We start from the raw sequence: 12,964 nt of genomic DNA on the forward strand, positions 1-12,964 counted from the left end.
ATAATAAGAGTCGAGATAGATTCTGCCGCAGTCTATATAATAAAATCAATAGGAAAACCATGATAAAAGTTCATAAAATAGGTATTGAAAATCTCGAAACAGCAACTAGAGTTTACTGCGATTACGAATATAAAAATTGTAGCGATCGCCTTTGGTTTGAGGTTAAGGATGAATATTCAAAGTATATGTCTACAGAATGTGGAGATGCATTTTTTGTCGCTTTCGTACTATTAGCCCATTATCAAGGGCAGGATATTTCTTTCGAAACGCCTGTCTCTACGCGTCTGTATTATGGTGTCACTGAGATATTGCTCCCTGGTTTGAGGGTTTTGAATCCAGAATTACCTATTATCAATGTTAACGCTGAAACGCAAGATTTTTCTTTCAATCCCACTTCTATAGGAACTGCTCTTTCGCTTGGTGTTGATTCGTTTCATGCAGTAGCAAGTAGTTTTGACAGCCCATTTCCCGTAACACATTTGACTTTGTTCAATAGCGGCGCATTTGGAGATTATGGTGGAGAAAGTTCTAGGTTGTTATTTCAGCAAACTTGCAAGAGTGTAGCCGAAGCGGCTGCAGAAATGGAATTGCCATTGATTACAGTTGATTCAAATCTTAGTGAAATTCTTGATACTTCATTTGTGCCCACACACTCTATTCGCAATCTTTCATTTGCTTTATTATTTCCATCGCTATTTCGGCAGTTTTACTACGCATCTGGTTATCCTGTTTCAAAATTCAAGCTTGACTCAGCATCAGGAGATGCAACGCACTATGATTTATTAGTATCAAAAGCTCTATGCACTGAAAGTTTTGAGGTCATGATTGCAGGCTTACATGATGATAGAATCGATAAAATTGCAACTGTGGCCTCATTTTCGCCATCTAATAGCCATCTTAATGTTTGTATACTTGCAGACTCAAACAAGTTTCTAAATCGCTCAAAGAGTCAAGTACGAAATTGTTCGCGATGTTTCAAATGTGTGAAGACGATGGTTGCGATGGACGCTCTTGGTGTGCTTAATAATTATTCGCACGTATTCGATCTTGAGATATATAGTTCTGAGAGAGCGAGATATTTAGGATGGATCATATACGATGCTAAAAAGCTAAAAAGCTCGCATGCTATAGAAATTCTCCTAGAAGGACAGAAGACTCCTGGATTTATTCCAATGCAAGCTTATGGTTATGCACTTTCTCGAGGACAGAAAAATCTGATGCGAAAGTTGCAACACAGAAGATAATATTTTTTAGGCAGTGTATTTTTCCTTAGATCATAGCAATGTTTTTGTAATTCTTGGATTTATTATGGTTTGGTTCTTTTTCATTACGCTTTTTTTTGCATCTATTGTAAGTTTTTTATGTCTCTATATTTTTATTAATAAAAAGAAACGAAAACCTATAGCGACAGTAGACTATCCTAATATAGCCCAAGCTAGCGATAGTGTCATTCGTGCCAGTCTAGACATGCTTAAAAATAAGCGCACTGTTATGTCATTCAACGATGAAGACAGCCTATATGTGAAGCTCTCCAAGCTAAAAGCTTGGTTTAAAAGAGACGATCGCCAGAAACGTTACGCTTATTTTAATTTTCCACTGGCATTTCTTCTTTTAGGTATTATAGATACATACGAGTCTTCAGGTGAATCAGTCTATTTGAATAAAGTAGAGGCAAGATGTCGAGATTTTATTTCAGAAGATGGTGAATTACTTTTTACTTTTGATAAAGTAGATCAGGCAATGTTTGGATTGGTATTTTTACGCCTCTACATTATTACAAAATCCAAAAAGTACCTTATTGCTTCAGATAAAGTTTATAGAAATGTTCTCTTTTTCGTTGCCGATGATGGTATTGTTCGTTATCGTAAAGGTGTAAATGTTGCCTTTATAGATACGATAGGTTTGGTTTGTCCCTTTCTAATAATGTATTCAGAGATAACTGATTGTGAGCAAGCTTCTATTCTTGCTAAAAGACAGATAAAAAATGTGATGGATATAGGGCTTGAAAAAAATGGTATTCTGCCATTTCATGCAATAGACCTAACACTTAACATGCCTCTTGGTCCAGTAAACTGGGGCAGGGGACTTGGTTGGTGGGTTTTGGGACTTGCACCCTTAGCCGCTAAGTCTTCTTTAGCTGAGCCTAACGAATACATGATAACACTCCAAAATTTGGTTAAATTTTTAGATACTGCTCGCTTGGATAAGAAATATTGGGCACAATTCATTGGTCATACCAATGACAATACGATTGATTCTTCGGCTACATTAATGTTTCTACTTGCCTCTCAACAGGGAGGTTTAGAAAGTATTAAATCGAACGAGCTTCTTTCTGTTATTAAACATTGCGTAAATTCATCTGGAGTTGTCACAAACTCTTCTGGAGATACTATATATATCAATAAGTATTCTAGAGCCAAAGGGGCGTCCGAGTTAGCGCAAGGACTTATGTTATCACTACTCTCAAAGGTAACCTTATGAAAGTTGGAATATTAACTTTGCCACTTTGGCATAATTACGGTGGTATATTACAAGCCTATGCTTTGAGACTAGCTATTGAAAGGTCCGGTCACCAAGCGATATTGATCGATGTAAAAAGAGAACCTCTAAGTAAAAGAAAAAAAGTAATAAGTCATACTAAGCGCTCGATAAAAGCTAAATTTTTGTATGGCCTCAGAAAACCTTATTACCCAAATGAGAAGGAAGTTAAAAGTATTTCTTCTAATACAAGAGCGTTTGTTGAAAATAATATACAGCCTTCTAGTGGTCATATCAGACTCTCTAATACTCCTAAATTTGCAAAACGTTTAGACGCTATCATAGTAGGTAGCGATCAGGTATGGAGACCAGAATATTGCCCTGACTTAGCACTTTATTTTTTAGGTTTTGCGAAAAAACGTTTAAAAAAAATCAGCTATGCCGCTTCATTGGGTACAGATGACTGGCGTTTCGATACCAAAGAAACCACTCGCTGTAGCAAACTTCTACGAACATTTGATGCTGTTTCTGTGAGGGAAGAAAGTGCTATCGATTTGCTCAAGAAAAATATGCAAGTTGCAGCTATTCAAACGTGCGACCCAACTATGCTTTTGGAAGCCAAAGACTACTTATCTGTTGCAGATATACCCTCTACCTACCCTTCAGGGGGTCGTGGTATATTTTGCTATGTATTAGATCCTAAAGAGCTACGTATGCAAGGGCTTCTAAATATTGGTACAAGACTCAACTCTGAGCTGTTTTTTATCATGCCTAAAGTATTTGATAAAAATTATGCCAAATCATCGGAGGATTATATTTTTCCTGCCGTAGAAGAGTGGATAAAAGCATTACAAGAGAGTGACTTTGTTGTTACAGACTCATTCCATGGCTGTGTTTTTTCAATTATATTTAATAAGCCATTCATAGCTATTGCAAATACAAGTAGAGGACGAACCCGTTTTGAATCCTTACTTAAGCAGTTTGATTTAGAAGAAAGGTTATTTGATTGCGTTGTAGACATTGATACAGAGGTTTTACATAAACCTCTAAACTGGAAAGAAATTAATAAAAAACGAGAAAATTTGAAGAATGAAGGTATCAACTTTTTAACCAGTTCACTTAATAAAGAGTCATAATGCTTATTTTTCCTAAAGTATCAATTATAGTACCAGTTTATAATGGAGAGCAGTTTCTAAAGAGATGTTTAGATAGTATTTCTAGTCAGTCATATGAAAATATAGAAATTGTCATTATAAATGATGGATCAACTGATAATACGAAGAAAATTTGTGAACATTTTTTACCACAAGAGCCGCGAGCTAGAGTCATTCATAAAGAGAACGAGGGTGTTTCTGTTGCTCGCAATACAGGACTAAGTTTGGTCGTAGGAGAGTATATTTATTTTGTAGATGCTGATGATTACGTACTACCGGAAGGTATTGAGCATCTTGTTCGGAAGGCGGTCGAAAGTTCATCTGATTTGGTTGTAGGAGAGTACTATGTTGCTTCTGATACAAGCGAGATAAAGGTTTCTCCACAAATAGCAAGCCACTCAAACGACTTTTTGTGCTCTATACTTTCTGGTGAAAACCATAGTGCCTTATGGAATAAATTATTTAAAAATACTTTATTTAATGATATAAAATTTTCTACTAATATTCGTTATATGGAAGATAAAGTTCTAGTTAGCCAATTATTGATGGTCTACCAGCCAAAAATTGCTTTTTTGAACTATCCAGTTTATGTTTACTGGCAAGATAAATCATCAGTCACTAATTCAAAAGATATAAGAATGTTGGATATTTTTGTTGCTTACTCTCTTATAGAAACATACATAAATAAAATTACAAATGATGTCAGTGTTAAAGAAGCTTTCGCATCTTGTACCTATAGATGTTTATGGTCTGTATTAACTATGATAGAAAGTCAGTATCTTAAAGAAGCTTTTATAAGAGCAAAGGAACATAATGATACAATGAATAAATATCAGAATTACAGTTCAATTCCTCTCAAAGTGAGGTTTTTAATACTGAGCCTTAAACTACCCACTAAGGTAGCGATACCTATTATTTTTAGTATACGAAAAGGTCTCAACCAACTATCTCCAGCACGTAGACATACTCGGCACTAATTCTATTACCAATATGCTATTGATAATCTGTGCATTACCAATGGTATATTGGTGATATCTGGCATTCAGTAGGATATTTCAAATAATTATAAAAAGAACGCCTAGAATACTTAAAATGCAATGTAAAAGGATCGAGACCCATCTTGCTCCTTTCGGAAGGGTTGTTATTTTGATAGGCCGAGTGGTGAGTTGATCGCTGTGAGATCCCTATTATAAAGATAATTTGTCATTGATTAGGTCGTGATGCTTATCAAGTATTTAGGAATTGAATGAATTATAAACCCATAAAAATATTCTTCCTATAAAAAGTTGGTAACTACTATAGTCGGTTCAATATAATTTCGATACAAGGAAACCGAGTGCAAGTTATACATTAGTATGCTTAGCGAGGATAACTATGTAGCGGATTTATATAGGCTTGACTATATCAAATATTAGAGTAGTTTGCAGAGGTAAATAAAAGGGTCGTCCATGATCTTAAGATAGCTTTAAATATTTTTTGAAGTCTGAAAAAATATTTTAAACGTAGACATTGAAAACTTTGAAAGGAGATGTATCTTTTGAAGGAATCTTGGATATGAATGAGATCCAAGCTTGTACTTAGAAATATTTGAAAAATAAGTCTGGTTACAAACACTAGGATATCAATTTGTTCGTGTAATAAAAGTTGGACTCTATATTCATTAGGATCTTCAGATAATAAAATAGGAACTTTCAATACAAATAATTTTTTAAATACAATAAAGTTTAGAAAGATTTCAGGAAACAGCTAATTACTATTTGAATTTTATTTAATATTTGAAAACTATACAATATCTTTATTTGTAATTTTGAATTATCTTGTCTTTTTGATAGATGAAGTTATCTCTATGTACGAATTTGATGTAAAATATATTGAGGTGGAAAAATAATGGCTTTACAGCGTGTTTTACATATAGTAGGAAAGATGGATCGTGCTGGCGCTGAGACTATGTTGATGAATCTATATCGACATATTGATCATACCCAGATTCAATTTGATTTTGTAACTTTTACAAACGAAGTTGGTGATTACGATGAAGAAATTAATAATCTTGGTGGTAAGATTATTCCAATATTAGCGAAGAATCCGATCGAGCGTATGGTAAGATTAAGGCATTTTTTGCGCAATAACCCTCAATACGAGATTGTACATTCTCATATGTTATTGAGCAATGCATTTCATTTACTTGCTTCTAAATATGCTGGAATAAAGCATCGGATCTCTCATTCTCATAATACAAGCAATGGCAAGTCTGGCATATTGGAAAAAGTATATGAAAAATGGGCTATATTGACTAATCGGCAGATAGCCACCTATAAAATTGCGTGTGGTAAGTCTGCTGCTAACTATTTATTTGGTAATACTAAAGAAGTACTAATACTGCCAAATGCTGTAGATATACAGGGTGTGATAAAACTTGCGAAAGAATCGCAAGATTACATCCGAGAAGAAAGTGATGAGCAGGGAATAAAAATAATCCAAGTAGGCAGGCTCAATGAGGTCAAAAATCACCAGTTTTCTTTAAAGATTGCTCAAGCATTAAAGAGTAAAGACATAGCCTTTACCATGTATATTGCAGGACAAGGCTCACTATACGACATTTTGAAACAACAAGTAGCAGATCTGTCTTTGATGAACAACGTTAAGTTTTTAGGTGTTCGGACTGATATCACAGAATTGATGGCTAGTGCAGACTATATGATAATGCCATCTTTACATGAGGGCTTTCCTGTAGTATTGGTAGAGAGCCAGTCGGTCGGTTTGAAAGCATTAGTGTCAGATCAGGTTTCTAAAGAAGTAGACTTGAGATTAGAGTTAGTAGATTTTTTGTCTATAGACTCAGTAGAACCTTGGGTATCTGCTTTATCAGGCTCAAAATACGTTTCGCCAAGTGAAGAGCAAACGCTAGAGACGCTAAAATCGAAAGGGTTTGATGCTTCAACTAATGCACAAATACTATCTCAAGTGTACAAAGGTTTATAATTATCTCATCTATTTTTAGATATATTCTGTAGAGGACTAAATGCTGCCATATTTGTTAGTTCTTGGTTTTGTAATGTTCTGGATAGTACTAGAGCAGAAAACGCTAAATCGTAAAGCATTTTGGATACCTTTTCTAACGTTATCTTTATTCCCGGGTATGCGTAGTTATCGCGTAGGAACAGATTCAGGTAATTATACAAGAGAGTTTAGAACTCAGTTAGATATTTACAATTTCGAGTTCAGTGAATCAGTTGAAATTGGCTATCAGTGGTTAGAGTATTTTTTACTGCGAATTACTCATAACTATTTTTGGTTGTTCTTCATTACAGGTGCAATAGTAGTATTTTGCTATCTTAATGTTATAAAAAGGTATAGTGCCAACTATCTATTTTCTGTTTATTTATTTGTGACTTTAAATTTCTATACTTTTTTCTTTAATGGTTTACGGCAAGGTATAGCAATGGCTATATTTGCACTAGCTATACCATATATGTTGGAAAGAAAATTAATACCTTATATGCTTGTAATTGTTTTAGCTTCTTTATTTCATATTACAGCAATATTTATGATTCCTTTTTATTTTCTAGTGCACTTAAGGATAAAACTTTCATATAAGCTGATAGCTACCTTTGTAGGTTCGTTCTTGATAAGTGGACTTTTGATCAAATACCTTGCTTCAACAAATGAACGTTACGAGACATACAGCGAAGTTTCTGAATCAGCAGGCGGATTATTGACATTAGGGTTCTTTGTCATATTATTAATTTTCGTATACTTTATCATGCATTATTATAAGATTAAGCATGAACAGTTTCTGAAGCTACTTACTTTTTATGCGGTGGGTGTTGTCTTTCTTATACCAGTAGCAATGTTAGGTGCAAATCCATCTGGCCCTCAGCGATTGCTAAATTATTTTACATGGACTTTGATATTGATATTACCAGTTGTCTTTAAAAAGATAAATAATGTTTATATTACTGGTATAAGCGCGTTACTTTTTCTTGTTTATTTTATTCTAGCAACTACCAAATTTAGTAACTTAACTCCTTATATAATGAATCCTATTTTTGAGATATTTTGATGACTGAATCAGTTTTTGTTACTATTTGTATTCCATTTTATAATTCAGAGCGCACTTTGCTAGATGCGGTACGCTCCGTATTTGCACAGACTCATAAAAACTGGGAACTCATTTTGATTGATGATGGCTCTACCGATCGTTCACTAGAAATAGCGCGATCTATAGATGACCCTAGAGTGACGGTCTATTCAGATGGTAATAACTATCGTTTAGCGGCACGTCTCAATCAAGCGGCTGGTTTGGCCAAGTATGACTTCATGGCACGTATGGATGCAGATGACTTAATATCTACCGTACGTCTAGAGAAGCAATTAAAACTGCTGTTGTCCGATTCAGAAATTGATTTAGTTTCTACAGGTTTATGCTCTCTAAGTGATGATAATGAGCCTGTTGGGATTCGCTGCGTAAGTCCAGAACACTCAATTTCACCCAAAAATTTATTGGGTGGAGGATCGGGTATTGTACATGCTTCACTACTTGGTAGAACAGCTTGGTTTAAGCGGAACCCATACAAAGAAAGCATGCTTAAATCTCAGGATACCAATTTATGGGTACGGTCTTACTCTAAGAACGATTTGCGTGTGGCTTTTATTTCTGAACCACTTTATTATTACCGCGAAGATAGTAATGTGACAAAGAACCAGTTACTCACTGCTTATTCAATGGGGCGTCATACGATTATACATGATGCAAAGCAGGTGTTCAGTTTCAAAACGAAAGCGAAAGCAATTGCTAACAACTTGGCTAAAACTTTTGCGATAAAGTTTTTCACTCACACTGCGTTGAAGGTTGCCCGCAATCGTCGTAATGCTATGATATTGTCTAAACAAGAAAGAGATCAGATCGAAGCTGAAATCTTATCAATACGCAATACGTATGTTCCCATCGCTCAAGCAAAGGGAGTTATTTAAATTGGCTAAAAAAGTATGTTTTATAATGACAGATGCAATTTCATATCAAATGTTATGTAGAGGTCAGCTTGAGTATTTTAAACATAATTCAGAATTTGATATGACTTTTATTTCAGGGGGCAGTGCAAAAGATTTTGAAAGTTTAATTGAGCGTAAAGTAGGAAAAGTCTTAAATATAAAATTCATTCGAAGGCCGTCATTATTAAAAGATTTTATATCTTTAACTACTTTGACATTTTATTTGACTTTCTATCGTTTTGATTTAGTAGTTTATTCAACTCCTAAAGCTCTTCTTTTGGGTAGTTTAGCAACTTCTATTACGTGTCAGAGTAATACAGTTGCTATTGTAAGAGGAAGAGCCTATGAGAACTATAAAGGTCGAAAGAGAAAATTCTATGAGTTTTTGGATAAGATTTCGTTATCTGTTTCTGACAGAGTAGTATTTATTTCTAATTCCTTAATGGATGCATACGTTAATGAAGGAATAGCTGATTTAAAAAAATCTTTTATATTAGGCTCTGGCTCTTCAAATGGTGTAGATGCTTCTATATTTACCCCTAATGGCTCATCTAATATATATATGGAGTCTGATGAAGTTATTAGTAAAGATAATAGGTTTTTAGTGTTAATTGCTGGACGTATTTGTCTCGATAAAGGACTACAGGATCTGGTCAAGATTGTAGAGATTGTTGATAGTAATAGCGTTCGGTTTTGTTTAGTAGGTCCAGTAGAAGGAAAAGAGGCGGAAGAACTTTTAGAAAAAGTCATATCTAATCATTCTAATGTTGAGCATGTACCTTATAGTGAAAATATTGAGGATTTTTTCAAAACTGCCGACTTACACTTATTTCTCACTCATCGTGAAGGTTTTGGTAATGTAGCCATTGAAGCAGCAAGCTGCGGTGTCCCTACTTTTGCTTATGACGTTATAGGAGTTAAGGATAGTGTAAAAATTGGAGTTAGTGGCGAAAAATTTGTTTTCCAAGATTTCGAAGCTGTGGCTAGTGCAATTGATGAAGCTTCTAAAGATCCTAATTTTAATGAAAGATACCCTAACGCAAGAGCATGGGTCATTGAGAACTTTGAAAAAGAGAAAGTTTGGAAAAACTATTTAGATTTTTATAAATTAGTCTTGAAAAAAAATAGTTAAAATAACGCTAATGGGGTTAGAAATGAATATTTTAGTGACAGGAGCTAATGGTTTTGTAGGGAAATCATTGGTAAAGCGTTTAATAACTACAGAGCATCAAGCTATAGCTGGGGTACGTAAGCTGCCTGAATTACAGCAAGATTGTGCTTATAGAATCTTAAATAGCTTAGAGAACAATACCGATTTATCAGGTGCCTTAAAAGACATCGATGTAGTAGTACATTCAGCAGCTCGTGTCCATGTTATGAAAGAAGCCGCTACAGACCCTTTAGCTGAATTTCGTAAAGTTAATGTAGATGGCACTCTCAATCTAGCTCGCCAAGCGGTGCAAGCGGGGGTAAAGCGCTTTATCTTTATCAGCTCAATTAAAGTAAATGGCGAGAATACAGAATTAGGTCATCCTTACACTGCCGAATCAAAGCCATACCCTACTGACCCTTATAGTATCTCTAAATACGAGGCTGAGAAGAGTTTGCTCAAATTAGCAGAGTCCACACCATTAGAAGTGGTAATTATCCGTCCCACTTTGGTCTATGGCGAAAATGTCAAAGGTAACTTCCGCTCTCTCATGAAGTGGACTTATAAAGGTCTACCTTTACCGATAGGCGGTATTACCACAAATTTACGTAGCTTAGTATCGGTAGATAACCTTACAGACTTTATTATTACGTGCATCGATCATAAAAATGCCAAAAATCAAATATTTTTAATATCAGATGACGATGATATTTCAACAGCTGGACTATTAGATAAAATAGCAAGGGGTCTTGGTGTAAAAAATAAAGCCTTATCGATACCGACTAACATGATTAACATAGCAGCAAATATCTTGGGTAAGCCCGGTATTGCTGAAAGACTATCAGGATCATTGCAAGTCGATATTGAAAAGTCCAAAACCTTATTAGATTGGCAACCCAAACATACGACAGCTGAGTCTATTCAAAAAACAGCTCAATATTATAGATCAAGTCTTACTAATCATAATAGTATGATGTTGCAAAGATCGTTAGACATAGCATTTTCATCGGCAGGGTTAGTCGCTACTTCTCCATTATTAATTGCTGCTACAGTAGTAGGCTATTTAGACACCGGGTCGCCTTTGTTCGTTCAAGAGCGTATTGGTAAAAATCAGAAGCCTTTTAAACTAATTAAATTTCGCACGATGAAAGTGACGACAGAGTCGGTAGCCAGTCATTTGGTGGACAATACCTCCATCACTAAGCTAGGTAAGATATTACGCAAAACCAAGCTAGATGAATTACCACAGCTAGTAAATGTTTTAAAAGGTGAAATGAGCTTAGTAGGTCCAAGACCGAATCTATTCAATCAAGAAGATCTCATCAAAGCCAGAGCAGATCAAGGCGTTTATGATGTACTACCTGGTATTACTGGGCTGGCGCAATTAAGTGGAGTAGATATGTCTACACCTGAACGCTTGGCTAAAATGGATAAAGAGATGATCGATAGTCTAAGTCTAAAAAACTACTTTTCTTATATCATTGGCACTGCTTTAGGTAAAGGTAGTGGTGATGCTGTTAAATAAATTCAAATACTGGAAAAACCATCAATGATATCTAAAAAACTAACTGTACTCATGAGTGTTGGTACTTTATTTTCTGTCTCTATATTGTCAACGACCGCATCTGCTCAAAACCTGTATATGAACGACATGAAGCTAAAATCAGAGCTTGACTGGTTGAATGCTCAAGGCGTGACGCATATAAGCACCAGTACATGGCCGTTGACTGCTAATGAAATTATAAAAGCACTCACCACGGCTCAGGTGAGTACTGACGCACAGCAAAAAGTATTACAGTCAGTCCGTGTAACACTTGCTAAAAACCCCAACTCCTTGGTGAAGGCTGAAGTAGACGCTTATGTACAGACCGATCGTCAGCAGTTGCCACAAACTTTTGCAGATGATCATTTGGCAGGCCAACAGCTTTCAGCATCAATAGGACTCAGTGAAGAAAACTGGGAAATGAAATTTCAAGCCAATTTAAAGAATGATAACTTAGTAGATAACGGTGACGATATCAGCTTTGAGGGTTCATATATTGCAGGAACTGCTGCCAATCAATGGTTAATAGCAGGTAAAATTCCAGCATGGTGGGGCCCAGGGAATGATGGTAGTCTTATCCGAGGGGATGCTAGTATTCCGGTTACTGGTTTTACGATGCAGCGTGATACGCAAACTGCACCGACTAATCAGTATTTGAACTGGGTCGGCCCTTGGCAATATCAGCTGTTTGCTGGTCAATTGGATGATTACGAGGCCGTTTCAGACACCAAATTATTTGGGGCAAGACTGTCGGCTAGTCCATTACCTTGGTTAGAAGTTGGTGCGTCTCGAACCTTTATGTGGGGCGGAGAAGGTCGTCCAGAGAATTTTAGCTCATTCGGCGACGCTGTTTTAGGGACCAAAGATAATGAGGCTACTGCTGGTAATGCAGACGATGATCCAGCCAATCAGTTGGGTGGCTTCGATGCAAAAATACAATTAGCACCGCTACTTCATGTGCCAGCGAGTGTTTACGGACAATATATCGGTGAAGATGAAGCGGGTGGTCTTCCAGCCAAAAATATGTATTTAGCGGGCGTAGACTATGCTTCTGAAGCTCATGGAAAACCCTATCAGTTATATGCTGAATACGCAGATACTCGTAGTAGTGGAGAAGTAAAAGGTGTGTCTTATGATCATTTTTTATACACCGATGGCTATTACCAACAAGGCTATCCACTCGGACACTCTTTAGGCGGTGATGCTGAGAGTGTATCAGTAGGTGGTAGGTTATGGCTCGACAGTCGGAACTTTGTAAATACAAAACTGCAATATGTCAAGGTCAATCAATCAGGAGAGTTAGATCGTCGCACTGGAAAGTCTGATAACCAAGCATTTCCAATGAAGGATAAGCTGACAGCTATTGACATATCATGGGCACATCAGTTGAATCCAAAAACTTTAGTGACATCTCGCTTATGGGGCGTAGACTCTGATAATCAGTCAAGCGATATTGGAGCAGGTGTGGGGTTGGAATTTATAGTGTATTGAGATAAGCAACTTTATATCCGACATTCCTAACATCAATAAGAGGATAAACTTACTAAATAGACAAGTTTTTTCTCTAAAAGGTAGTTATTTTTGTAAATATTTATCATTTTTTATCTGTATTATTTCCGTAATATATTTATATTGTTGATATTAAAA

Annotated in this window: 10 protein-coding genes; all 10 read left to right on the plus strand. The window is 35.9% G+C overall.

The genetic code is table 11. From position 1 onward, the window contains the following. Nucleotides 1-59: 59 nt before the first annotated feature. The 10 genes from QO189_RS00400 (at nucleotide 60) to QO189_RS00445 (ending at nucleotide 12,808) form a co-directional block, all read left to right on the plus strand. The gene (locus QO189_RS00400; protein WP_371531014.1) at nucleotides 60-1,244 is read left to right on the plus strand and encodes a hypothetical protein; all 1,185 of its coding nucleotides are present in this window, start codon (nucleotides 60-62) and stop codon (nucleotides 1,242-1,244) included. A 64-nt stretch (nucleotides 1,245-1,308) separates the two neighbouring features. Further along, entirely contained in the window at nucleotides 1,309-2,481 is a 1,173-nt protein-coding gene (locus QO189_RS00405; RefSeq protein WP_371531016.1) for a glycoside hydrolase family 88 protein, read from the plus strand. Further along, the gene (locus QO189_RS00410; RefSeq protein WP_371531018.1) at nucleotides 2,478-3,614 is read left to right on the plus strand and encodes a polysaccharide pyruvyl transferase family protein; all 1,137 of its coding nucleotides are present in this window, start codon (nucleotides 2,478-2,480) and stop codon (nucleotides 3,612-3,614) included. The genes QO189_RS00405 and QO189_RS00410 overlap by 4 nt, the downstream gene beginning before the upstream one ends. Then, a complete protein-coding gene (locus QO189_RS00415; protein WP_371531020.1) occupies nucleotides 3,614-4,609 on the plus strand; it encodes a glycosyltransferase family 2 protein in 996 nt (331 codons plus the stop codon). Before QO189_RS00410 ends, QO189_RS00415 begins: the two co-directional genes overlap by 1 nt. A 910-nt stretch (nucleotides 4,610-5,519) precedes the next feature. Beyond that, entirely contained in the window at nucleotides 5,520-6,614 is a 1,095-nt protein-coding gene (locus QO189_RS00420) for a glycosyltransferase (protein ID WP_371531022.1), read from the plus strand. A gap of 40 nt (nucleotides 6,615-6,654) precedes the next feature. After that, nucleotides 6,655-7,695, plus strand: coding sequence for an EpsG family protein (locus QO189_RS00425; RefSeq protein WP_371531024.1), 1,041 nt, complete (start codon nucleotides 6,655-6,657; stop codon nucleotides 7,693-7,695). Beyond that, entirely contained in the window at nucleotides 7,695-8,606 is a 912-nt protein-coding gene (locus tag QO189_RS00430) for a glycosyltransferase family 2 protein (RefSeq protein ID WP_371531026.1), read from the plus strand. The genes QO189_RS00425 and QO189_RS00430 overlap by 1 nt, the downstream gene beginning before the upstream one ends. Nucleotides 8,607-8,631: 25 nt before the next feature. Continuing rightward, on the plus strand, nucleotides 8,632-9,756 hold the full coding sequence (locus tag QO189_RS00435) for a glycosyltransferase (RefSeq protein WP_371531028.1): 1,125 nt from the start codon (nucleotides 8,632-8,634) through the stop codon (nucleotides 9,754-9,756). 22 nt (nucleotides 9,757-9,778) lie between these two features. Beyond that, nucleotides 9,779-11,299 (plus strand): hybrid nucleoside-diphosphate sugar epimerase/sugar transferase, encoded by a 1,521-nt coding sequence (locus QO189_RS00440; protein ID WP_371531030.1) that lies wholly within the window; start codon nucleotides 9,779-9,781, stop codon nucleotides 11,297-11,299. 24 nt (nucleotides 11,300-11,323) lie between these two features. Next, nucleotides 11,324-12,808 (plus strand): capsule assembly Wzi family protein, encoded by a 1,485-nt coding sequence (locus QO189_RS00445; protein WP_371531032.1) that lies wholly within the window; start codon nucleotides 11,324-11,326, stop codon nucleotides 12,806-12,808. Nucleotides 12,809-12,964: the final 156 nt, after the last annotated feature.

The organism is Psychrobacter sp. Arc29, assembly GCF_041431175.1.
Classification (GTDB): domain Bacteria; phylum Pseudomonadota; class Gammaproteobacteria; order Pseudomonadales; family Moraxellaceae; genus Psychrobacter.

What these genes read in the sequence shown, in the direction of transcription:
- QO189_RS00415 (WP_371531020.1), top strand. Translation starts at nt 3,614, where the DNA reads ATGCTTATTTTTCCTAAAGTATCAATTATAGTACCAGTTTATAATGGA.
- QO189_RS00440 (WP_371531030.1), top strand. Translation starts at nt 9,779, where the DNA reads ATGAATATTTTAGTGACAGGAGCTAATGGTTTTGTAGGGAAATCATTG.
- QO189_RS00445 (WP_371531032.1), top strand. Translation starts at nt 11,324, where the DNA reads ATGATATCTAAAAAACTAACTGTACTCATGAGTGTTGGTACTTTATTT.
- QO189_RS00410 (WP_371531018.1), top strand. Translation starts at nt 2,478, where the DNA reads ATGAAAGTTGGAATATTAACTTTGCCACTTTGGCATAATTACGGTGGT.
- QO189_RS00435 (WP_371531028.1), top strand. Translation starts at nt 8,632, where the DNA reads ATGACAGATGCAATTTCATATCAAATGTTATGTAGAGGTCAGCTTGAG.
- QO189_RS00400 (WP_371531014.1), top strand. Translation starts at nt 60, where the DNA reads ATGATAAAAGTTCATAAAATAGGTATTGAAAATCTCGAAACAGCAACT.
- QO189_RS00425 (WP_371531024.1), top strand. Translation starts at nt 6,655, where the DNA reads ATGCTGCCATATTTGTTAGTTCTTGGTTTTGTAATGTTCTGGATAGTA.
- QO189_RS00405 (WP_371531016.1), top strand. Translation starts at nt 1,309, where the DNA reads ATGGTTTGGTTCTTTTTCATTACGCTTTTTTTTGCATCTATTGTAAGT.
- QO189_RS00430 (WP_371531026.1), top strand. Translation starts at nt 7,695, where the DNA reads ATGACTGAATCAGTTTTTGTTACTATTTGTATTCCATTTTATAATTCA.
- QO189_RS00420 (WP_371531022.1), top strand. Translation starts at nt 5,520, where the DNA reads ATGGCTTTACAGCGTGTTTTACATATAGTAGGAAAGATGGATCGTGCT.